The organism is Candidatus Methylomicrobium oryzae (assembly GCF_016745425.1).
GTDB lineage: Bacteria > Pseudomonadota > Gammaproteobacteria > Methylococcales > Methylomonadaceae > Methylomicrobium > Methylomicrobium oryzae.
In genome coordinates, this window is sequence record NZ_JAERVK010000017.1 from 87613 (window position 1) to 110200 (window position 22588).

Annotated in this window: 25 protein-coding genes; 13 read left to right on the forward strand and 12 right to left on the reverse strand. The window is 56.9% G+C overall.

The genetic code is table 11. The features are described 5' to 3' along the window. Positions 1–17: 17 nt before the first annotated feature. The 12 genes from nirJ to mepA form a co-directional block, all read right to left on the reverse strand. Positions 18–1163 carry a heme d1 biosynthesis radical SAM protein NirJ gene (nirJ, locus tag JJL52_RS17525; RefSeq protein ID WP_202053789.1) on the reverse strand — a complete coding sequence of 382 codons (1146 nt, stop codon included), beginning with the start codon at positions 1161–1163 and terminating at the stop codon, positions 18–20. Between the two features lie 109 nt (positions 1164–1272). Next, positions 1273–1752, reverse strand: a complete 480-nt coding sequence (gene ahbB, locus JJL52_RS17530; RefSeq protein ID WP_202053790.1) for a siroheme decarboxylase subunit beta — start codon at positions 1750–1752, stop codon at positions 1273–1275. Further along, positions 1752–2195 carry an Lrp/AsnC family transcriptional regulator gene (locus JJL52_RS17535; protein WP_202053791.1) on the reverse strand — a complete coding sequence of 148 codons (444 nt, stop codon included), beginning with the start codon at positions 2193–2195 and terminating at the stop codon, positions 1752–1754. Before JJL52_RS17535 ends, ahbB (JJL52_RS17530) begins: the two co-directional genes overlap by 1 nt. After that, the gene (gene ahbB / locus JJL52_RS17540; protein ID WP_202053792.1) at positions 2188–2697 is read right to left on the reverse strand and encodes a siroheme decarboxylase subunit beta; all 510 of its coding nucleotides are present in this window, start codon (positions 2695–2697) and stop codon (positions 2188–2190) included. The genes JJL52_RS17535 and ahbB (JJL52_RS17540) overlap by 8 nt, the downstream gene beginning before the upstream one ends. Continuing rightward, entirely contained in the window at positions 2690–3148 is a 459-nt protein-coding gene (locus tag JJL52_RS17545; RefSeq protein ID WP_202053793.1) for an Lrp/AsnC family transcriptional regulator, read from the reverse strand. The genes ahbB (JJL52_RS17540) and JJL52_RS17545 overlap by 8 nt, the downstream gene beginning before the upstream one ends. A gap of 2 nt (positions 3149–3150) precedes the next feature. Continuing rightward, the gene (locus tag JJL52_RS17550; protein WP_202053794.1) at positions 3151–4323 is read right to left on the reverse strand and encodes a cytochrome D1 domain-containing protein; all 1173 of its coding nucleotides are present in this window, start codon (positions 4321–4323) and stop codon (positions 3151–3153) included. A gap of 227 nt (positions 4324–4550) precedes the next feature. Then, positions 4551–4859, reverse strand: a complete 309-nt coding sequence (locus JJL52_RS17555) for a c-type cytochrome (protein ID WP_202053795.1) — start codon at positions 4857–4859, stop codon at positions 4551–4553. Continuing rightward, entirely contained in the window at positions 4856–5173 is a 318-nt protein-coding gene (locus JJL52_RS17560; RefSeq protein ID WP_202053796.1) for a c-type cytochrome, read from the reverse strand. Before JJL52_RS17560 ends, JJL52_RS17555 begins: the two co-directional genes overlap by 4 nt. Continuing rightward, positions 5170–6753, reverse strand: coding sequence for a nitrite reductase (locus JJL52_RS17565; RefSeq protein ID WP_202053797.1), 1584 nt, complete (start codon positions 6751–6753; stop codon positions 5170–5172). Before JJL52_RS17565 ends, JJL52_RS17560 begins: the two co-directional genes overlap by 4 nt. A gap of 631 nt (positions 6754–7384) precedes the next feature. Beyond that, positions 7385–8020, reverse strand: coding sequence for an OBAP family protein (locus JJL52_RS17570; protein ID WP_236994334.1), 636 nt, complete (start codon positions 8018–8020; stop codon positions 7385–7387). Positions 8021–8452: 432 nt separating this feature from the next. Further along, positions 8453–9409 (reverse strand): 5'-nucleotidase, encoded by a 957-nt coding sequence (locus tag JJL52_RS17575; protein WP_202053798.1) that lies wholly within the window; start codon positions 9407–9409, stop codon positions 8453–8455. 25 nt (positions 9410–9434) lie between these two features. Continuing rightward, positions 9435–10277 (reverse strand): penicillin-insensitive murein endopeptidase, encoded by an 843-nt coding sequence (gene mepA / locus JJL52_RS17580; RefSeq protein WP_202053799.1) that lies wholly within the window; start codon positions 10275–10277, stop codon positions 9435–9437. Positions 10278–10574: 297 nt separating this feature from the next. Here mepA and JJL52_RS17585 point away from each other — a divergent pair, with 297 nt between their 5' ends. From JJL52_RS17585 to JJL52_RS17645, 13 genes are all read left to right on the forward strand, one after another. Continuing rightward, positions 10575–11741, forward strand: coding sequence for a hypothetical protein (locus JJL52_RS17585; protein WP_202053800.1), 1167 nt, complete (start codon positions 10575–10577; stop codon positions 11739–11741). Positions 11742–11959: 218 nt separating this feature from the next. Beyond that, complete coding sequence (locus JJL52_RS17590) at positions 11960–12535, forward strand: TerD family protein (protein WP_202053801.1); 576 nt, start codon at positions 11960–11962, stop codon at positions 12533–12535. 45 nt (positions 12536–12580) lie between these two features. Beyond that, positions 12581–13156 carry a TerD family protein gene (locus JJL52_RS17595; protein WP_202053802.1) on the forward strand — a complete coding sequence of 192 codons (576 nt, stop codon included), beginning with the start codon at positions 12581–12583 and terminating at the stop codon, positions 13154–13156. Between the two features lie 19 nt (positions 13157–13175). After that, positions 13176–14438 carry a VWA domain-containing protein gene (locus JJL52_RS17600; RefSeq protein WP_202053803.1) on the forward strand — a complete coding sequence of 421 codons (1263 nt, stop codon included), beginning with the start codon at positions 13176–13178 and terminating at the stop codon, positions 14436–14438. Positions 14439–14496: 58 nt separating this feature from the next. Then, a complete protein-coding gene (locus JJL52_RS17605; RefSeq protein WP_202053804.1) occupies positions 14497–15093 on the forward strand; it encodes a TerD family protein in 597 nt (198 codons plus the stop codon). 6 nt (positions 15094–15099) lie between these two features. Continuing rightward, on the forward strand, positions 15100–16131 hold the full coding sequence (locus tag JJL52_RS17610; RefSeq protein WP_202053805.1) for an ATP-grasp domain-containing protein: 1032 nt from the start codon (positions 15100–15102) through the stop codon (positions 16129–16131). A 125-nt stretch (positions 16132–16256) separates the two neighbouring features. Then, positions 16257–17450 (forward strand): phosphoribosyltransferase domain-containing protein, encoded by a 1194-nt coding sequence (locus tag JJL52_RS17615; protein WP_202053806.1) that lies wholly within the window; start codon positions 16257–16259, stop codon positions 17448–17450. Then, positions 17419–18177, forward strand: coding sequence for an HAD family hydrolase (locus JJL52_RS17620; RefSeq protein ID WP_202053807.1), 759 nt, complete (start codon positions 17419–17421; stop codon positions 18175–18177). Before JJL52_RS17615 ends, JJL52_RS17620 begins: the two co-directional genes overlap by 32 nt. A gap of 1 nt (position 18178) precedes the next feature. Continuing rightward, on the forward strand, positions 18179–19270 hold the full coding sequence (locus JJL52_RS17625; protein WP_202053808.1) for a cysteine protease StiP family protein: 1092 nt from the start codon (positions 18179–18181) through the stop codon (positions 19268–19270). After that, positions 19267–20220 (forward strand): HpcH/HpaI aldolase/citrate lyase family protein, encoded by a 954-nt coding sequence (locus tag JJL52_RS17630; RefSeq protein ID WP_202053809.1) that lies wholly within the window; start codon positions 19267–19269, stop codon positions 20218–20220. Before JJL52_RS17625 ends, JJL52_RS17630 begins: the two co-directional genes overlap by 4 nt. Positions 20221–20252: 32 nt before the next feature. Next, a complete protein-coding gene (locus tag JJL52_RS17635) occupies positions 20253–21437 on the forward strand; it encodes a TerD family protein (RefSeq protein ID WP_202053810.1) in 1185 nt (394 codons plus the stop codon). Positions 21438–21645: 208 nt separating this feature from the next. Then, positions 21646–22101, forward strand: a complete 456-nt coding sequence (locus JJL52_RS17640) for a TerB family tellurite resistance protein (RefSeq protein WP_202053811.1) — start codon at positions 21646–21648, stop codon at positions 22099–22101. 327 nt (positions 22102–22428) lie between these two features. After that, positions 22429–22588, forward strand: a 160-nt coding sequence (locus JJL52_RS17645) for an ATP-dependent metallopeptidase FtsH/Yme1/Tma family protein (protein ID WP_202053812.1), incomplete at its 3' end; no start/stop codon positions are given.

The window sequence follows — 22588 nt, forward strand, 5'->3', positions numbered from 1 at the left end:
GGCCTCTGATTCTCCGATTATACCGGGGCCGCAATTTCCGCATCGGTCAAATAGCAACCCGGATCTTCGGCCCAGAAGTTGCCGGTGGTCTGCGCGGCGCGGACGCGGGTATTGCCGTTGCAGATCGCCTGATAATGGCAGGTGGCGCAACGGCCTTCGAGCGGGCGCGGCGACCGCTTCAGGCCGTCCATCAACGGATCGCTGCGATCCATCCAGATTTCCGAAAACGGGCGCTGTCTGACATTGCCCAAGGCGTAATGCCACCAGAACGTATCCGGATGCACAGTGCCGAGATTGTCGATGTTCGCGACGTTGACGCCGGAGGCATTGCCGCCCCATTGTTCGAGCCTGGCACGGATGTGTTCGGCTTGTTCCGGAAAACGCTGTCTGACCCAATGCAGGAAGTACACCCCATCGGCGTCGTTGTTGCCGGTCACGAACTCGCGCTCCTTGCCTTCCTTCAACCACCGGTAGCAGGTGTCGAACAAGAGGTCCATCGCCTCGCGCGTCATCCGGTAATGCGCATCGTCCTTACGGTTGCGGTTGCCGCGGCCGCCGTAATTCAGGTGCGACAGATAGAACTTGTCGATGCCGTAATCATCCATCAATTGCAACAAGGCCGGAAAATCCTGTGCGTTGTCCCGGGTCAGCGTAAAGCGGATCCCGACCTTGATACCTTTGCTCAGGCATAATTCAACGCCATGCAGCGCTTCGTCGAACGAACCGGACATGCGGCGAAAGTTGTCGTGCGTTTCCTGAATCCCGTCCAGGCTGACGCCGATGTACTGGTAATCGATGTCGGCGATCTCGTCGATGTTCCGTTCCGAAATCCGGGTACCGTTGCTGGACAGGGCGACATAAAAACCCATCGCTTTCGCGCGCCGGGAAATGTCGAAAATATCGGGGCGCAGCAGCGGCTCGCCGCCGGACAGGATCAGTACTGGGACTTTGAACCCTTTCAAATCGTCCATGACGGTGTAGACTTCCTGCGTGCTCAGCTCTCCCGGAAAATCGACATCGGCCGAGGTCGTGTAACAATGCTTGCAGGCCAGGTTGCAGCGGCGGATCAAATTCCAGATGACGACCGGCGCGGCCGGTTTACGGGCGGGTTTCAAGGGCTGGGGATCCAGCAGTTCCCGCATGAAATGGCTTAATCTGAACATGGAGGTTATCAATTAAAATGTAGGGTACGCTGCGCGTACCATTTTGGCGTTATTCCGCCGGGGTAGGCTTAAGGTACGCGCAGCGTACCCTACACCGTGACCTCATTTATTACCGGCTGCGAAATCCGGTCTTTTTCAAAATCCGGGTACTGTAGAGTACCTCCGAGCCCAGATTGTCGTCGCCCAGAATCTCCGCAATTTGTTCGATCTGCCGGTCGACGGCTTCCTGGCTCTTGCCGTGTACCATCGCGAACAGGTTGTAAGGCCATAACGGCAAATGTCGGGGACGATGATAACAATGGCTGACGAAATCGAGCCGGCCGATTTTTTGTCCAAGCGCATCGATTTTTTCCTCCGGCACATTCCAGACCGTCATGCCGTTGAACCGGTAGCCCAACTTGTAATGATTCGGCACCGCGCCGATCCTGCGGATCACGCTGAATTCCTGTAGCCGGCGCATCCGTTCGATCACTTCCACGGCGGATAATTCCAGTTGCTCCGCAACGGCGTGGTAGGGCCGCGCTGTCAACGGCAGGCCGGCCTGCGTGGCACGCATTATTTTCAGGTCGGTTTCATCCAGGTTCGGCATCAGGCTTCCAGTTTCAGGCCGACGAAATATTCGGTGATTTTCGGCATGTCGTACACGGTCAGGCCCGTCCGGCGTTCGATCTCGTCCAGGGCATCCCGCAATTGTTGGGGGGTTTCGGTCGCGAGCACAAACCACATGTTCAGCGTGTGGCGACGGGCATAATTATGCGCGACTTCCTGGAATCCGTTCACGATTTCGGCGACCTCTTCGAAGCGTTCTTCAGGCACCTGCATTGCAGCCAGCGTCAAGGCGCCGCCCATCGCTTCGGCGTCGTACAAGGGGCCGAAGCGGGATAAGGTTTGTTCTTGTAACAGTTTTCCGAGGCGTTCAAGCAGTTCCTGTTCGCTGAGCCCCAAAGCCTGCGCAGCTTCCAGGTAAGGCCTTTCCGAGATCGGAAACCCGGCCTGCAGCGCATTGATGATGCGGCGGTCTATCTCATCCATGCGCTAACTCGGCCGGAGCGGCGGGTTCCGGTGTTCGGTAGACGGCGCCGCGCTGTTTGAAGCAGCGCCGGCTGAAAAGGATTTGCCGGTCGAACCGGTCCAGATTGCAGTCCGTGCCGAGCTGTTCGAGCTGCTTGAGTACGGTATCGCGGTTCTTGCCGTGAATCATGCAATACAGGTTGTAAGGCCATTCCGGCGTACGCGGGCGCTGGTAGCAGAGCGTTACAAAAGATGCCTGGCTGATGCGGCTGCCGATCTCTTTGACGAACGCGTCCGGAATATTCCAGACGATCATCGCATTGGCCCGGTAACCCAATTGGCGATGCTTGACGATCACCCCGAGCCGCTTGATCAGGCCGATCCGTTTCAGAACGGTCAGCCGCGCGATCACTTCGGTTTCGGCCATGCCGAGCGCAAGGCCGATGTCGTGGTAAGGCCGCGGGCTGATCGGCAGGCCCAGCTGGATTGCGGCCAGCAGTTCAAAATCGCGCGTATCAAGCATGGCTCAGATCCAGGCGGAATCCCAAATCGATGAAAAAATCGTTGACCAACGGCAGACGCTGGGTCAGGTAACCGGTTTCCCGTTCGATCGAGTCGAGCACCCGGGCCAGATGGTCCGTCGTGGAAGCGACCGCGACGAACCAGAGATTGAAACGGTGTTCGCGTTCGTAGTTGTGATTGACTTCGGGAAAACGGCTGACGATATCGGCGATCCGTTGCAATTCCGGTTCCGGGACCGCCATCGCGACCAGCATGCTGGCGCCGATCTGGTTCGGGGGAATGACCGGGCCGACACGGCTGATCAACCGGTTGTCGCGCAATTCGGCGAGCGCGGACAGTACCTCGTCTTCGCTGACGCCGAGCCTGTTCGCAATTTCGAGATACGGGCGTTCGACCAGCGGAAAATCGCGTTGAAAATCGTTCAATAGTTGTTTATGCAGATCGGTCAGCATGGCTATAAGCCGATTCTATGGGCGCGCCCAGTGAAAAATATTCCGTTCGGTTTTTGTGCCGGGAGGCGCGAAACCTCTTCCAGCGTGGCGGTATCGTAAACAACCACCTGATTGTCGTCGCGCAGCGCGACCCAGACCTGTTCGCCGCGCGGCGTGAATTCCATGTGCAGTACGCCTTTTCCCGGCGTCAGCAGTTTCGTCAATGACATGTCTTTGGTATCGATTACCAGCAGTTGATTGTTATCCGGAAAGGCGAAATTAACCCAGACCTGCCGCGCATCGGGCCTCGCCATCACGAACACCGGCTGGCCCGGTACCGGAATGGCCTTGACCAGCTGCCAGGATTTTTTATCGATCACCAGCACTTCATGCCGGCCGATCGCGGGCGCGAGCAAATAATCGCCGGCGACCGCCCAGCCTTCGAGGTGAGGCATCTTGTAGACCGGCAGTTTTTCGTCGTGCTTGCCGTAATCGGGCAGAATGCGTTTGACGCCCTGCTCCGGCTGCCATAAATCGAGCAACGCCAGGCCGGGCTCGCCGAACAGGCCCGCAATATAATAGTGTCCATCCGGTGCCATCAGCGCATCGTAGGGTTCCTTGCCGATGTTCGGATATTTTTGGATCACCGGTTTTTGCGGATTTTTGACATCTACGGTCCAGATTTCGCCCGCATCCCACAGGCTGAACACGAAGCGCTGTCCGGGCGCATCGGTCAGCCCGACCACCTTCGACAGCTTGCCGTCTGCGTAGCGCGCGGGAATGTCGGCGACCGGTTCCAATGTGTCGGCCGAGAATATCTTTACGCCGCCCGGCGTGTAGTTCGACACCGCGATCAGCTTGCCGTCCTGGGAGATCGCGCCGCCGATGCTGTTGCCGGCCTGCACGATGCGCTTTTCGACCTTGTCCTGAAGCAGGTCGATCTTGCTCAGGCCGCCGTCGCGCCCGAAAACGTAGGCATAGCGCTGATCGCGCGAAAATACCACCGAAGCATGCGACAGGTCGCCGAGGCCTTCGACTTTGGCAAGCGTTTTATGCCGAGTCGTATTGACGATGATTGCGCTGCCGCTTTCGCGTTCGATCACGACGCCGAGGTCGCCGGTGGCGCGGAGTTCGGCGAAGGAGGCCGGTGAAAAAAGGCAAGTGAGTATAAGCAAGCACAGTGTCGTTTCTGTCATTAAGCGTCCCCTGAAGGGAATTAATAAGCATGACAAAGAAACAATTTTTTTCATGAGCAGATCAATAAATAATTAAATTGGCCGATAAACCATTTTTGTAGGATAGGTACGGCTACATAGATGCAGAGCGTAGGATGGGTAGAGGCGCCAGCCGAAACCCATCGCAGAAGGACTCATAATGGGTTTCGATCGATGGGTTTCGCTGCGCTCTACCCATCCTACACAGCTTAATTTGGTTTTGTCCGTAATATTCCAATTAGCCATAGGGCTTCGTCCCGATTCATGAACGGCTGCCAAGGCGGCATCGCGGTGCCTGGGCGCCCGTTCAAAATCGTATCGGCCAGAAAGTCGTCCGATTTGCCGGCCAGCGTTTCCGGCAAGAGCGCAGGCCCCATGCCGCCTTTTAAAGTCAGGCCGTGGCACGCCCCGCAATCCTGTTTCAACAGGTCGCGGAGCGCCTGCTGCCGTTCGGCGGAAATTTCGCCGCCGGCTGCCGGCAAGGCGACCAGCAGCAGCGGCAGCAGTTTTCCGGTCATGGATTTATTGCTTGTTGGGCATAATAAGCCGCAACATCCGCGATATCGTCGTCGGACAGCGATCCTGCGATCGCGTTCATGATGTCCGATTTACGGGTCTTGTCGCGGTATTCCTTTAACGCTTTCTGCAAATATTCCACGTCCCGTCCGGCCAGCGGCGGAAACGGCGCGTCCGCCGACGGTGTTCGGACGCCATGGCAATGCGAGCAGACTTGAGCCGCTTGCGTCTGGCCCGCGTAAATGCTTGCCGCATCCGCCGATGTTGCAGCCAAAATTCCCGCCATCAACGCGCCGGAGATGAACAGTACTTTCATTGATGCGCTCCCTTCGACTCTTCAGGCGACAGCCCGCGCGTGATGTATTTGACGCGTCCGTGCGAGAAGATGCCGGCCGGGCTTTCCATCGGAACCGCGGCGACTTTTTCGAGCGAAGTCGAGTCGAACACCGCCACCTCGTCGCCATTGTACCCGGCGCTTACGTAAAGATATTTGCCGTCCGCGCTGTATTCGGGGAAGTAGGCATGGCCGCCGACATCCAGCGTCTTGACCACTTCCAGCGATTTTTTATCGATCAGCTGCACGGTGCGGGCGCGGCGGTCTTTGGAAATGATGTCCACCGCGACATAAGGCGCGTTTTGATGCGCGGCCGGCGATTCGGTGCCGCCGGCGACAGGCACTTGCTTGACGACTTCCATTTTGTCCAGATCCCAGACGCTGACGACTGTCTTGCTGCAGTCGCCGAAGTTGGTGCCGAAGCCCAGTGTGCGGCCGTCGACTTGAACCGCCGCGCCGCCGCCGACATGCGGCACGCAGCCTGCGTCCAGCTTCTTGATGATCTTGCGCTCTTTCAGGTCGATCGCGGTTACGATGCTGTCGTCATAGGAAGCGACCATCAGCTTGGTGCCGTTGTGGGTCAGGAACGCATCGTGCAAATGGCGGCCGACATTTTCGATTTTGGTGACCGGAAAATCGTCCTTCAGGTCGACGACCCAGACCTGGCCCGCATTTTCCAGCGCGACGACGAGAACATCGGCGTACGGCGTGCCGATTACCATGCCCGAATCGGAAGAAACCAGATTGCCGTCCGGATCGACGCCTTCGAGTTCGAACGTTTTCAACGGTTCCAGGGTATCGGCATTCAGGATTACCGCATTGTGCGGCACGTAAGAGCCGGCCATCAGGTATTTGCCGTCGCGCGAGACGCCGAGGCCCGGTCCGTTGAAGCCGGTTTTGATGCTGCGCACGACCTGCATCGAATACAGGTCGACCTTGAAAATTTCGGCGGTGTCGTTCTTCACGTAAGCCCAGCGCGGATTGGCCGGGTTGTAGTCGATGATGTGGGCGGCCGCGTTGGTGGGGATTTCGCCGACTTTCTGATGGGTCTTGCTGTTGATGAACACCGCTTTCGAGCCTTCGCCGCGGCCGTATTTACCGCGCGCCGCAACGCCGATGATGTCGTCCATGTCGTCGATGGCGTAGGCCGGTTTTTCCGGCAGTTTGCTTTCGTCCGAGATATACACTTTCAGCGAGGCTTTCATATCGTCGATCGTCCAGGCCGGATTGTCCAGCTTCGGCGTCGATTGCAGATGCTTGACCAGGCCGCGAATGTCGTCATCGGATAAGCGGCCGTAGAACGGCGGCATCAGCGTATCGAAGCTGCCGGTCATCACGATCGTGCGCAAAGCGGTCGGGCTGCGGCCTTTCAGTGTTTCGTTGTTCAATGCAGGCGCCAGAAATCCGCCATGATCCGAACCATGACAGCTCGCGCAATTTTCTTCATAGAGCCGGTGGTATTTTTGGGCATCATCCGAAACGGCCTGTGCGCCGTAAGGGAAAAGAAACGCCGCCATGCCGAGGGCGAGGGTATTGGATAGAAGCGATTTAGCGGTTTTCATTCGTGGTCGATCTCCATAATAGTTTTGAATCGATATTAGCATCAATGGAAGGTAAGTTCAAGCCGGATATCGTTCACGGGGGACGAAGCGGTGCGGCATCAACTGCAGCGAATCGGACAGGACGGTTCTTCGGCCGGAAAAGCTGCGTATAGCCGGTTCGGCGCAGCATTATAAGGAATCGGGCCGAGTCAAGTCTATGCGGACGGGGGGCGTAAGCTTACTGTTCCGTTGGAATAGCGCATCGGACGGGCCCGATAAACGGATCGCTCCGGGCAGGCCGGCAAGCCGCCTGCGAAGCCGTCGTCGCGGTTGCCAGGCCGACATCTGCAAGCGGCAGTGTCAGGCGACGGAGCGTCCGGCTGCTCTCTTAGGGGGACTGAAAAACCTCCGGGACGTATCCTAGCAGCGACACCTGCCGGCATTCCGCCGGCGGTATGCCGAGGTTTTGCGGCAGGTGCGTGAGTATAGGCAGGTGCCGGGAGGACACCATCGGCATCGATGGGAAGCATGAACAGGGTGCGCGGCTTTCTTTAATGCAAGACCTATGCCTGGTCGGCAGCACCGGGCGGGAAGTGTTAGGACAAGAGTATCCGGCGTCTATCCGCGAGTTAGGTCCGGATTGCCCTGCGAGCTACTGCCGACCGGCAGCTTTTTTATCCACGACGCCGGGAAGGGAACGGGTCGGTCTTGAAAATTTGCCTTTCAAGGCGTCGACGCCGGACTGCGGCTTGGCCAGATCACTCAAATCGGCGCGTTCCTGCCGCTCCTCGCGGGTACTGAAATCCATCCGTTGATCCCGCTGCTCGACCAAGCCGGGCAGGGCCTCACCATCGCGGTTAAATGACCATTCCAGCGTCGGCTTGCCTAACGGCATCTTGTCCCCGGTTTGTCCGAACGGGGCCGAGTTCCAAACATGCCAGGTCTTGCCGTAGCTGTTCATCTTGCCTTTCATTAATTCTTTTTCGGCTATATCCGGAATACCGGGGGCGATGAGCTGTCCGGACAGGATTTCGAAATTATGCGGGTGCCAATATTGTTTCTCTTTTTCGGGCAGGGAGTTGAACAGCAGCTCCGAAATGATGTATTCGATGCCGATCAGGTTCGCCTGGCGGGTATTGCCGTCGAACAGCACGCACTGGGCGAAATCCTGATTGACTTGGCGGCAGAAATGATGGGCTTCCGTTTGATGCGCCGGGTTTTCCTTGGAGGCATGGAAACCATCCAGATAAACGTTCATGGGCTGCAAGGGCGAGTCGCTTTGTAACATGGCGGCTCCCGTCTCAAGTACCTCGGTTTTCATGGTCTTATCCCGGCCGGCCGGTTGCAGCGGGGCTTTTGCTGCCGAGTTACAGGCTTGCAGTAATCCTGCAAAGATCAAGATAAACATCAGACGAGCGGCAGAATGGCGATTCGATGGCATGGGTCCCTCCTTTTTCGGTATGCAGAATTGGATTGCGCTTTCAGTTACATCTTGAATGGATGTATTCCCTCTCTAAATAGGCCTGTTTACAGCCAAGTTATAACATTAGCGGTTTCCGGCAATTCGGTATATTCGATAGGCCCTGCCTGCGGTAGTTCCTTGATAGCTCGGGATGCACCGGCTGCGGTGAGAATAACCGATGCGTTATTTGCGCATGCTTCGGAAAGACGCGTCGCTGCAGAGTGTTTGCAGGTCCTATTCTGGCGTTGAACTCGCGAGTTATTGAGATGAAACCGATGCTGTTTCCGTTCTGCTCCGATTGGCGATGCCGAACGGAATGTGCACCATCGGGATGTCCTTGCCGTTCGTCGAAAGATGGCTCTTCTGGTCGTCGAAAAAAATATGCGGCTTGAAGACGGTAAGGATACGTTCCTTGCTCATTCCGCCCAGGAAGAACGTTTCGTTCGCGCTGACCCCCCAGCTTTCGAGCGTGGTAATCACTCTTTCGTGCGCCGGCGCGTTGCGGGCGGTGATGATCGCAGTGCGCAGGATGCGTTTATAGTTCCGGTCCTGTTCGATCGCCCGGTCTTCGAGTTGTTGCATGATGGCCAGTTTCCTGAACAGGTCGGCCAGCGGCCCCGGATTATGGGGAATGTGCGAGCGGTCTTGCTCATGCTGGTGAAATTGCTGTAATTGGCCGTTGCGGTAAACCGTTTCCGCTTCGTCGTCGGCCAGCACGCCGTCGAAATCGAAGGCGACGCGCAATTCCTCGTCGTCGGGGTCGTCGAAAACGGCCGAAGGCAACACGGCGCCTGCCGGATAGCAGGCGGCAATCGCTTTCTGCACGTCGTTTTCGTTGGCCGACAAAAACAGGGAAGCATTGAACGCCGGAATGTAGGGGTAGGGCGATTTGCCCTCGGTAAAGGCGGCGCGACTGATGTCGAGGCCGTGGTGCCTGATCGAGCGGAACACCCGCTGGCCGGTGGCGGCCGAGTTCCGGGACAGCAGCACGACTTCGACGGGCTGTTCGGCGCCGAAGCGCGCGTTGATGTTCAGGAAACGGCGGATGAACGGAAAGGCGACGCCTTTGCCGAGCACCTCGTTCCGGTTCTGTTCCTGGTAAGATTTGTAGGCGACGGGGCCCTGTTCGCGGAATACGCGGTCGGATTCGCCGAGGTCGAACAATGCGCTCGACGAGACGGCAATCACGAATTTTTTATCGATCGGGTAGGGCATGATTTATCCGGAGGCGAGGTGCGCCTCAGCGGTACAGCACCTGATCGCACCGCGCCGGTAAAATCAGGGCTTTCGGCGGCGGCTGCTTTTTGGCGGGCGCCTTCGCTTCGGCCGAAAACCACCAGTCCAGCGATGCATTACAGCCGTCGCCCGCGGGCAGGCTTTCCTGGCCTGCGCAGTAGCGGCTGTCCTTCGGGCATTTCAGGCGGACATGAAAGTGATCGTCATGTTTCCACCAGGGGCGGATTTTGCGCAGCCAGCTTCGGCCGGCGTGCGTCCGGCACAGCTCCCGCTTGATGCCGGCATTCACGAAGATTCTTTCGACTTCCGGCATTTCCGCCGCGATTTGAAGTATCTGCTCGTTCGCTTGGGACCATTGGCGGCTGTCGATCAGGTCGGAATGATCGCGTAGCACCGAAGGCGCGCTCCACTGTTCCCGTTCGTTATCGGCGAGCGTCCGGGTTTCGGCCTGTTTCGACAGCAGGAACCAGATGTCGACGTCCAGGCCGTTCTGGTGGCTGCGATGGCCGTTCGGCGTCGGGCCGCCGCGCGGTTGTCCCATGTCGCCGATCAGCAAAACGCCGAGCTGCCGGTTTGCCGCGCTCCGTCCCAGGGTTTCGATAAAATTTTTCAGATCGGGGTGGCCGTAATAGCGGTGCCGGGACAGGCGCATCACCTGATAGCCGGTACCGTTCGGCGGCAGTTGGACCGCCCCGCTCAGGCAGCCGGCCGTGTAGGAACCGATGCTTTCGGCGGCGGGGCCGAGGACGGCAGGCGCGGTGACGCGCGCCCAGGAAGGGGTGCCGGCTTGTACGGAATCGTGGCAAGACAGCGCCATAAAAAATAGCAACGCGGAGACTCTTTTCATAACGGACGGGGACAAAGTGGCGCGCCCGGGAACGGCGCGGAGCATGCGGGTATTGTACAGATTTTCCGGCGCAGCTGCGTTGAAGTCTTCCGTTTTTTAAGGTTAATCGAATGCTAATCGGCTCCCGGTAAAATGCCGTCGTTCGGATAGCCGGCCTGAACGATTTCCATCCGTTGACCATCCGTTCATCGCAGGTTCATGGTGAACAATGTCTAATCGTTCGTTGTCCGACGGCGTATTATCATCCTCCGCGCTTGCGGCGCCTTCGCCTGATTTTGTTACGGAATATTCCAGCCCATGACTCCTCGATTGCTTTCCTCAGCCGCCATTCTGTTCGCTGCAATGACCCAGCCCGGATGGGCCGAGTCGTTCAGTCTTCCTTTATCTGCGGACTACAGCCTGATCAAAAATACCCTGGTTTCGCAGCTTTTTACCGGCCCCGGCACCAGCGCCAATGTCTGGAAAGACCGCCAGGGCTGCAGTTTCGTGCAGCTCTCCAATCCGCAGCTGGACGGGCAGAATGGCCAGGTGCATCTGACGAATAACGTGCATGTCCGTTTTGGTTCGGGGATGAACGGCCAGTGCCTGCCGCTTTTGGAATGGAGCGGATTGCTCGAAACCTGGCAGCAGCCGACGATCAATCCGCAGCAAACGGTGCTCAGCCTGCCGGTTACCCAGGCACGGGCATACGACCGGTCCGGCGTGCCTTTGAATATCGACCAGCTGCAGGACTTATTGCGGCGCTATGCCGAGCCGCAACTGGCGAGCCTGAAAATCGATCTGAACCAATCGCGCGGCGACATCGAACGCAAACTGGCCGAATACTTGCCGAAGGAAAATGAGGCGGAACTGCATCAGATCATCAGTACGCTGAAATTTACCGGCGCGGCTGCCAAAGACGAGGGAATATCGGTGACTCTCGGTTTCGACGCGCCGGTCAAACCTTTGACGAGCGCGCCGGCCGGCCCCTTGTCGGCTGCCGAACAGCAGCAATGGCAGGAAGCCTGGCAGGAGTGGGACGCGTTTCTCAGCAAAGCGGTCCAGCAGGCGTCCTTCGATTCCAACTCCGAGCAGATGCGCGATACGCTGACCGAAATTCTGCTCGAAGCCCGCAGCGCCTTCCAGGCTGCGATCAAAGGGCAACAGACGGGAGGTAAGGATCCGGTCCGGGTATTTTTTACCGACACCTGGGAACGGCTTGCGCCCGAACTGCATAATCTGGCGAAACAGTTGCCCGAAATTCAGGGGCTGCGCTATATGACTTTCATTGCGGCGACCGATGTGATCTATCAGCTCGAAAGCATCGGAAGTCCGTTAGGTCTGGAAATCTCGTCCGAAGGCCTGCGCAAGCTGGCGCGCATTTTGATCAAAGGCCAGCAGGAACGCGCCTTGTCATCCCCATCGGATACACCGCAGGCGCAGGCTGGCTTCCAGTCCGGTCAAAGCAAGGATGTGCGGTTCTGAACCCAATCCAGCGGTACGGCATTAATGCCAAAAATGGCATTAATGCCAACCTGTACGTTTATCTGGGAGTTGTTTATAAGTCTTCAATTTTCATAGAAAACCGCTTTCATCAATCAGGAATTTTTGTGAACTTCGCGATATTCTTCTATCCTATACGGATCGATATCTAAAAATCACGCGAAGATATTCATTCCTATAACGCTTCGAGGAGGATAACCATGGGAATTTCCCTGAGCAAAGGCGGTAATATCAGCTTGTCCAAGACCGACCCTACGTTAAAGAACGTGCTGGTCGGCCTCGGCTGGGACGTGCGGGCGACTGACGGTGCCGACTATGACCTGGATGCAAGCGCGTTCATGGTCAAGGAAGACGGCAAGGTCCGTTCCGACAGCGATTTCATCTTCTACAATCAAACCAGGTCGGCCTGCGGTTCGGTCGAACATACCGGCGACAACCGCACCGGCGCCGGTGACGGCGACGACGAGTCAATCCTGGTACTGCTCGACAAGATACCGGCCGATATCCAGAAGGTCGCTTTTACGGTAACCATCCATGACGCGGAGGCCCGCAAGCAGAATTTCGGCCAGGTGGCTCGCGCTTATGTCCGGATCGTGAACAAGGATACCAATAATGAAGTGGCGCGCTACGATTTGAGCGAAGACGCCTCGATCGAGACCGCGATGATCTTCGGCGAAATCTACCGCCACGGCAGCGAATGGAAATTCCGCGCCGTGGGCCAGGGCTACGCGGGCGGCTTGGCCGCTCTGGCCCGGCAGTACGGCATCAACATATAACCTGCAAACTTTAGAACAACACCAATAAGCAAGAGGAGCATGAGCATGGCGATTTCATTGAGCAAAGGCGGTAACGTCAATTTGAGTAAGGAAGCCCCCGGATTGAATAAAATCCTGGTGGGTTTGGGTTGGGACGCGCGCGCGACCGACGGCGCGGCATTCGACCTCGACGCCAGCGCTTTCCTGGTCAAAATGGACGGCAAAGTCCGTTCCGACAACGATTTTTGCTTCTACAACAATAAATCGGTCGCCGATGGTGCGGTGGCGCACGCCGGCGACAATCTGACCGGCGCCGGCGAGGGCGACGATGAAGTCATTAAGGTGGAACTGAGCCGTATTCCGGCCGATCTGGACAAAGTCGTTTTCGCGGTGACGATCCACGAGGCCGAGTCGCGCAGGCAGAATTTCGGCCAGGTCAGCCGCGCTTATATCCGCATCGTGAGCGAAGAAGGCGGCCAGGAAATCGCCCGCTACGATTTGAGCGAAGACGCCTCGATCGAGACCGCGATGATTTTCGGCGAAATCTACCGGGTTGGCACCGACTGGAAATTCAAGGCGGTCGGCCAAGGTTATGCCGGAGGCCTCGGGCCGTTGGCGTCTTCATTCGGCGTCAACGTCTGACGCTGCCTGATTAAGCGGCATGGACATTTCCAAAGGGCAGCGGTTGCCGTTGTCCTTGCTGTTTGCCGGCGCCTCGCAAACCGTGCAAGTCGGTCTCAACATCAGCGGCCTTGAGGCGGCCGTCGATTTCGCCTGTTTCGGATTGGACACACAGCAAAAGTTGTCCGACGACCGCTACATGGTTTTCTACAATCAGCCGAAAACGCCTTGCGGCGGCGTCGAGCTGGCCGTTCCGGCCGGCGATCGGACGGGGTTTCTGTGCCGGCTCGACAGCTTGCCGGCTTCGATCGACCGGCTGGTTTTTACCGCCGCCATCGACGGTAACGGGACGATGAGGCAGATCCGGTCCGGTCATCTGCGCTTTTTGCAGAATGGGCAGGAAGGTGCGCGTTTTGCCTTTACGGGGCCGGATTTTCAGGACGAAAAAGCCCTGATGCTCGGCGAGCTGTACCGGAAGGATGGGGCATGGCGGTTTTGCGCCACCGGCCAAGGCTTTAACGGTGGCCTGGCGGCGCTGGTGCGGCATTTCGGCGGCGAGGTGGCGGAGGATGTGCCTGCAGCGCCTCCCGTACCGCCCGCTCAAACCTTGTCGCTTGAAAAGAAAATGGCGGCCGGTTCGCCCAAATTGGTCGAGCTGGCCAAAAAGGCGACCGTTTCGCTGGCAAAATACCGTCTGGATGCCACGATTGCCCGGGTCGGCCTGGTCCTGGATGCGTCAGGCTCGATGAGCGGGCAATACAGCAAAGGCCGGGTGCAGGAAGTAATCGAGCGGCTGCTGCCGTTGGCGGTCCATTTCGACGACGACGGCGAACTGGACGTTTGGGCGTTTTCGCGCAAAGTGCTGGCACTACCGCCCGCTACGCTCGCCAATTATGCCGATTATGTCAACAGCGCGGAGCGAGGCTGGCGTAACTGGGGCATGATGAGCATCAATAACGAACCGGCCGTAATCGAACAGGTGATCGAACATTACCGCGGCACGCGCCTGCCGGTTCTGGTGATCTTCGTCAGCGACGGCGGCGTGAGCCGAAACAAGGAAATCAAAGACTTGCTGATCCATGCCGCATCGCTGCCGATCTTCTGGCAATTTGTCGGAATCGGCGGCAGACAATACGGCATTCTCGAAAAACTCGATACGATGGCCGGGCGTATTGTCGACAACTGCGGATTTTTTGCGCTGGATGATCTTCACAGCATCAGCGAACAAGCGTTGTATGACCGTCTGCTGGGCGAATTTCCTCAATGGCTCGAAGCAGCCAAAATTAAAGGCATCGTTCATTAAAGCGTCAGAATCCACAACAATCATAAAGAATCTCTAAATAAAATCGGAGAGCAATACAATGAGTATCAGTTTACAAAAAGGCCAGAAAATCTCGCTGAACAAAGAAGCGGGCGGTGCGCTGAGCAAGGTCATCATGGGGCTCGGCTGGGACGCGAAAAAATCCGGCGGCGGCTTGTTGAAAGGAATGTTTGGCGGCGGCGGTGGCGGCGGTTCGATCGACCTTGACGCTTCGTGCGTGATGTTCGACGAACAAAAGAAGATCGTCGATACGGTCTGGTTCCGGCAATTGAAAAGCAAGGACGGCAGCGTCGTGCATACCGGAGACAACCGGACCGGCGCGGGCGACGGCGACGACGAACAGATCGTCGTGGACTTGAGCAAGGTGCCGGCCAACGTCAAATCACTGGTATTCACGGTCAATTCATTCACCAACCAGACTTTCGATCAGGTCGAGAATGCGTATTGCCGCTTGGTCGACGGCGGTACCAACAAGGAAATCGCCCGCTATACGCTCAGCGCGCAAGGTTCGCATACCGCGCAGATCATGGCGAAGGTGTACCGCCACGAAGGCGAATGGAAAATGCATGCGATCGGCGAAAACGGCCACGGCCGGACGATCGACAGCCTGCTGCCGCAAATCACCGCGAATTTGTAAAGCGGCATGCGGATCTGGTTCAACAAGACTTTTTCGACGATTGGCGCGGTGTTCCGCCAACTGAAGGCCGGCTATTCGGACGACGGGACTACCCTCGTTTGCACGCATACGCACCGCACCGCGACTGCCTTCCTGGCGGCCGACGAAGCCTATCTGGAGCCTTCCGAACTGCACGGACAGGAATATATCGACTGGTGCCTCGACTTTTGCCTCGAGCACCGGATCGAGCTTTTCTGGCCCGGCAAGGAATCCGCGCTGGCTTGTAAAAATCGGGCGCAATTCGAGTCCGCAGGCATCAGTCTGATGGCGGCGGCCGACTACCCCACGCTGTCGCTGCTGCACAACAAGGCGCATTTTTACGCCGATTTGCCGGAAGAGGTTGCGCTGGCGATGGATTTCGTGGCGGTCAACGATGCCGAGGCTTTCGACCGGGCGGTAGAAAGGCTTGCTTCGAAGCATAAGCGCCTGTGCGTCAAGCCGGCCGTTTCGGTCTACGGTCTCGGTTTCCGGATTCTGGACCGGGAACGCGACAGCATCAGCCACCTGCTGAAAGGCGTCGAATACCAGATTCCGCTGCAGGAGCTGCGGGACGGGATGGAGCATACGCCGCATTTCGATACGCTGCTGGTGATGGAGCATCTGGGCGGTCCCGAATGGAGCGTTGATTGCGCGGCCCGGCACGGCGAACTCTTGTGCGCGGTGCAGCGCAAAAAATCGCCGCTGGCAGGGCACGGCCAGTTGATCGATGACAATTCCGCGATCGCCGGCATGACCGAGCGCTTGATCCGCCATTACCGTCTGAACGGCCTGGTGAATATCCAGTTCAAGGAAGGCGAGTCCGGCCCGCGCCTGCTCGAAATCAATCCGCGTCCGTCCGGCGGCTTCGGCATGGCGTGCCTTGCCGGCGCGAATCTGGCAAAGATTGCGCTCGAAGGTTTTAAAGGCGAAACGCCGGAGATTCCGCCGTTGCGTTACGGGCTTAAAATCAGCGAAATCAATACGCCGGTGGTGTTAATGGATGAGGCATGGGTAGCCTGACCGCATTTGCCCCATTAATCTGTCACATGGCTTCGATAAACTTCCGGTTCTGTTTCAGCTGACTGTAACGTCTAAGGCTGCCTTTCGCAGGATGGCCGCGCGCGTTCTCCGCATACGAAATTTTCATGACAACAACCCTTTCCATTCCACTCGATAGCGGCGTTCTGCATCTTGATCTCGAGCCGGGCCGCGTACCGATCCGCCGCTTGCTCGGTTTTGCCTCGCGCATCGGCAGCAAGCGCAAATTCCTGTTGGTCAGCAAGGTGCTCGGCAAGCATTATCCGGTCAGCCCGCTGATGATGAGCTGGACCTATCGGGCATTGGCGCGATCGGTGCTGGACAGCGGGGCAGGGCAGCGCGCGCTTTGGATCGGGATGGCCGAAACTGCGACCGGCCTCGGCTACGGCGTGTTCGATGCGGCTTGCCGGGAAGGTGCCGGAGACGGGCTGTTCATGCAGACTACGCGCTATCATCTGGAAGGCCTGCCGCGCCTCGAATTCGACGAGGCGCACAGCCATGCGACCGATTTTTTCCTATATTATCCGGCCGAGGTACAGGCGCTGGAGCTATTCCGCAGCGTGGAAATCCTGGTGCTGATCGACGATGAAATCAGCACCGGACGCACGTTTTTGCGGCTGATTCAGGCGTATCAGGCGATCAATCCCGGTTTGCGCAAAGTGTATATCGTCAGCTTGGTCAATTTTGCGAAGACGGAAGACCGGGCGAAGCTCGAAGCGCAGGCCGGCGTGCCGGTCGAATGGGTCGCGCTGCGCGAGGGCAATATGCATTTCGAGGAGAACGGAGACGAGGGTTTGCCGCCGGCAGCAGCAGTCAACGTGATCGGCAACGGCCGCTGCAAGAAGTATTTACTGGCCTGGCCCGGGCGTTTGGGGATCAAGGCTCCGATCGGACTGGCCGATAATGATATTCTTACTCTGCAAAGTCTGCTGGCTCCTGCCGATTCCGGTCCGTTGCTGGTGCTGGGCACCGGCGAATGCAATGCGCCGGCCTATCTGCTCGGCCGTGAATTGGAGCGCCGGGGCTATCGGGTCAAGGTGCAGAGCACGACCCGGTCGCCGATCCGTCCGGGCAACGACATCGCCTCAGTCTGTCGCTTCAAGGACAACTACGATGACGGCATCGATAATTTTATTTACAATCTGAATCCCGACGCTTATCGATCGATCCTGCTTTGCCACGAAACCCCGCTGAACGAGTCTCTGCAGGAACGCCTCGATGCCTGGCGCGCGATCGGCGTCCGCATCGCCATCGATTCATCCACCGGACATGCAAAATTACATTTTTCTCGATTTGGATGACACGCTGTTCCAGACCTTGCGTAAGTGCGAGCACGGGCCGGACGATCCGGCGCTGGCAGTGCGCGCGTTTTTGCCCGACGGCACCCCGAATTCGTTTGCGACGCGCAAGCAGCAATGGCTGTGGCAATGGTTTCAGAAGGATTTCAAGATCGTGCCTGTCACCGCGCGCGACGCGGGGGCTTTCGGGCGCGTGAACCTACCGTTCCGCGAAGAGGCCGTTCTGAATCACGGTGCGGTGATTTTGGACCGGCAGCGCCGCATCGATAAGCCCTGGATGGAAAGAATGCAGGATCTCTTGCCCGGCTATTATGAAAAGCTGCTGGAAGTCTGGGCAGAGGTGCAGGTTTTCGCCGGACGTAGCGAAGGCTACAAGTTACGCCTGGTCCGCGATTTCGGGATCGACTGGTTCGGGGTCGTGAAGCACCGGTCGGCCCTTGAAGCGCCTTTGCGGACATTGCTCGAAGAGGCCGTCAAACCGCATCCGGCGTTTCGGGATGGCAGCCTGTACGCGCATTTGAACGGCAACAACCTGGCGATTTTGCCGAAACTCATCAATAAGGAGGACGCGGTGCGGTATTTGCTCGATCGTTACCGCCGCCGTCATCCCGAGATTCTGACATTCGGCGCTGGCGACAGCCGGACCGATGCGCCGTTTCTGGCGCTCTGCGACTATGCACTGATTCCGAAAAATACCCAGTTGTTCCAAACCCTTGCCGCGGTGCAATGAAATGACGGTTCCGTTTACCGGCAGTTATTCGGCGGACGATGTCGAATTTTTACTGACCCCGATCGAGATGGAAGATACTCCGGTGCTGGTCAAGGAAGCCCTGATCCAGTCAGGGCGTCGGCATTATTCGGAAATGCTGACGCGAGAATCGTTGCCGTCCGATGTTTATGTGCAATTGTTCCATGATGCCTTGGCGTTGAACGGCCGGCGCATGGCCGGGCATCTTTTGGCACTTGCCGAACGGATCGTCAGGCTGCGCAAGACACAGATCGCGCTGGTTTCGCTGGCGCGTGCCGGCACGCCGGTCGGGGTGCTTTTGAAGCACGTGCTGCAGCGCCATTTCGGCCGGAAGGCTGCGCACTATTCGCTTTCGATCCTGCGCGACAAGGGTATCGATCGAAATGCATTGCGCCATATTTTACAGCGTCATTCCCCGGACTCTCTGGTGTTTGTGGACGGCTGGACCGGAAAGGGCGTGATTGCGAGTGAATTGGCGACGAGCCTGGATGATTTCGCCGCTTCCGACGGTATCCGCATACCGGCCGATTTATTCGTGTTGGCGGACTTGTCCGGTTCAGCCGCGGTCGCGGCCTCAAACGAGGATTACCTGATACCGTCCTGCGTATTAAATTCGACCGTATCCGGCTTGATCAGCCGTTCCGTTTGGCGGCAAGGCAGAGTCGACCCGGCGGCTTTTCACGGTTGTCTATACTATAAGGAATTCGAGCCGTACGACTTGTCCCGCTTCTTTGTCGATGCGATGCTGGACTATGCGGAAGAGGTCTATCGACAATTCGGAGTGCCGGTGCCTGAAGCGCAGTACGATTCGAAGCGGCTGAAGGGGGTCTCGCTCGATTTTTTGAAAGCTGTTGCTCAACAATATCGCATAAGCCATTATAATTACATCAAACCGGGAATCGGCGAAGCGACCCGCGTACTGTTGAGGCGCGAAGCCGGGCGCTTGCTGCTCAGGAATCCGGATTCGGAAGCCACTCGGCATTTGCTTTGGCTGGCCGAGTCGAAATCGATCCCGATCGAAGTGCGTCGAAATATGCCTTACCGCGCGGCTGCCTTAATCAAAGAGGTTAAATGAATCAGATCACCGCTGTTTCCGAACAAGACCGGCCGTTTTCACCGTGGCAACTGGGGGCACCGCTGTATATGCCCGCTCACCGGCTCGATCTCCGCGACATTGCGAACGGGGACAAGCTGCCCCAGCTGCGTTCGATGATTTTTTGCACCGAAGACGCGGTATTGAAGTACGAGGTGGAAAGCTGCATTCGCCATCTGGGCTTGTGCATGCAGGGCTTTCGAGAAACCCGGCAGCGTTTCCGGTTCATTCGCGCGCGTAATCCCGAGATTCTTTCGCGGCTGCTGGATTTGCCGCACATCGAACGCATCGACGGCTTTGTGCTGCCTAAATTCACGATCGACAATTTTTCCGCCTACCTGGACCAGCTATCCGGCACTTCTTTCAAAGTGATGCCGACGCTCGAAACCCGCGAAGTGTTCGATCCGCAGGCGATGCAAGAACTCCGCCAGGCTCTCCTTCAAGAGGTGGACGCAGAGCGCATCCTGATGCTCAGAATCGGCGGCAATGACTTGATGAATCTGCTGGGAATCCGCCGGCCCCGGCATATGACGCTTTACCAAACGCCTTTGGGCCATGTCGTGGCGCAACTGGTGACCCTGTTCAAGCCTTACGGATTCTCGTTGTCGTCACCCGTTTTCGAATATCTGGACGATTACGATATCCTGCAGCAGGAGATTCGCCAGGACTTGGCGCACGGCCTGACCGGAAAGACCGCCATCCATCCCGATCAGGTGCCGGCGATCGAAAATGCCTATCGCGTCGAGCGCTCCGACTACGAAATGGCCTTGTCGATGCACGACAGTGCCGCGCCGGCGGTGTTCAGAATGCACGATGCGATGTGCGAAGTCGCGACGCACCGGCAGTGGAGCGATGAGATCGTCACCCGGCACGCGTGCTACGGAAGCCGAGAGCTGGTATCGTTGCCGGATTACAAGGAGGTCCATAGTTAATTATCCACCTATTACCGTTGGAGGACTTACCGATGTATAACCGGATCGATATGGTCGCCGGGCAGAATTGCCTGTTGCCCGTGCCGGCGCTGCATGTCACCGTTATGACGGGCCGCAAAATCTCCGGACCCGATCTGGATATAAGCGCCTTTCTGTTAAATGCGCAGGGCAAGGTGTCCCTGGACGAGGATTTCGTTTTTTACAACCAGCCCGTTCGCGCCGATCAGGGTATCGAGCTTGAGCCCGAGCAGAACCGTTTGACGCTGCATCTGGACCGCACCCAGCCGTCCGTGCAAAAAATCGCGTTGACGATGACGATTACCGACGGGCAGGTGAAAGGCCAGAGTTTTACGGAAATTCAGCATGTGACCGTGCTGGTCAAGGATTTCCTCACCGGATTCGAGATTGCTAGTTTTGTGCTCGATACGACTAAAAACCAGGAAACCGCATTGATTCTGGTCGAGTTTTACCGGCATCAGGACAATTGGAAGCTACGCGCGGTCGGTCAGGGTTTTGTCGGAGGCCTGCAGCCTTTGGCCGAATTTTACGGGGTCGATGTAAGCGAAGGCGAATCGAGCCCTGCGCCCTTGCCGGAGTCGTCGCCCCAGAAGCTCAATTTAAGCAAGATCACCCTCGATAAGCGCGGCCAGTCGATCTCGCTGGAAAAAAATCGGAACGGCCTCGGCGAAATTATCGTCAATTTGAACTGGAACTCGACCCCGACCAAGTCGCCGGGTCTGTTCAGCAGAAAAGCGGAAGGCATCGATCTCGATCTGGCCTGTCTTTGGGAGTTTCAGGATGGCGCCCGGGGCGCGGTGCAGGCTTTAGGGGGGCACTTCGGCAATTTGCAGCAGTTTCCGTTCATCGAACTGGATCAGGATGATCGGAGCGGCCGTTCGATCGGCGGCGAAACGATGCGTATCAACGGAAATTACTGGCATGAATTCAGCCGAGTGCTGATCTTTGCATTTATTTACGAGGGCGTGCCGAACTGGTCGCATGTCGATGCGGTGATCACGATCAAGTCCCATAATCAGCCGGATATTGAAGTGCGTCTCGATAGCCACCGTAACGATCAGTTCATGTGCGCGATTGCGATGCTGGAAAATGTGAACGGGCAGCTGCGCATCACCAAACTGGTCGATTACTTTTCCGGCCACCAGCAAATGGATTATGCTTACGGCTGGGGTTTAAATTATGTGGCGGGCAGTAAATAAGGTAGCGGTTTCCTGAAGACGGGGTCGTATCGGCGGGCAGGTCCTATAAAACCTTTAGCAGATAAAAAAGCGGGCGTATTTGATTTGCCGTTATTTTAACCATGCCGATGTCTTTTGGAGTATAAACAGGATATTATTTGTCAAATGACTATTAATCGAAAATTGTTTTATTTTATTCAAAAACCCTAATATAAGAAGGAGTTAATCCGTGAGTTTCGAAAGTTTCTTGAGCCAACTGAAAAACAAAGCCAGTGAATTAAAAACCGAAGCGTTGAAATTCAAGAACAAGGATTTTCTGAATGCTGCGATGGCGGGTTCCGCATTGATTGCGATGGCCGACGGCAGTATTAGCGGCGAAGAAAAACAAAAAATGATCAAGTTCATCGAAAGCAACGATGCCCTGTCGATATTCACGACCAGCGACGTGATCAAGGCATTTCAGGACTTCGTCGGCCAGCTCGAATTCGATAAGGATATCGGCGAAGCCAAGGCTTTCCAAGCTCTAGGCAAGCTCAAGTCGAATAACGAGGCGGCTCGTCTGTTGATGCGGATGATTATCGCGATCGCTTCATCCGACGGTAATTTCGATCTGTCCGAGAAAAAAGTGGCGGTCCGGATCGCGAATGAACTCGGCGTGAGTCCGGCGGAATTTGAATTGGCCTAAATATTACACTATGATGAAAATCAGCGAGTATCTCTTCGATTAGATTGAGTCATTTGGCGTACTTCCTACAATAATAATCAACGTCACTTGTAACGCGGCCGACTGATAATCCTTATTTCAGCCGACCGCGAAGCAAAAGGATTTGCAATCCCGGCCATCGTGTTAGGGAGGGGCGGGGTATCATCGGCCGGAACCGGCGGTTCCTCCGATTTGGAAATTCCACCAGGGACGGCACCTACCGGTATTCATCGGGCACCTAAATGCCCGTGATGCTGGTTAACCCATGATTATTGCCCAAGTCGAATATTGGGCGCAGGAGACGTTACCATGAAAGCAACTCTACAAAACCTGCTACTTTGGACAGCCCTTATTGTAGGTTCCCTGCTTATCTTCAATCAGATCAATTCATCCCCTCCGGTATCGGAAGATACTATCGCTTATTCGGATTTCCTCGCCAAGGTCAAGGCGAAGCAGGTCACGCGCGTCG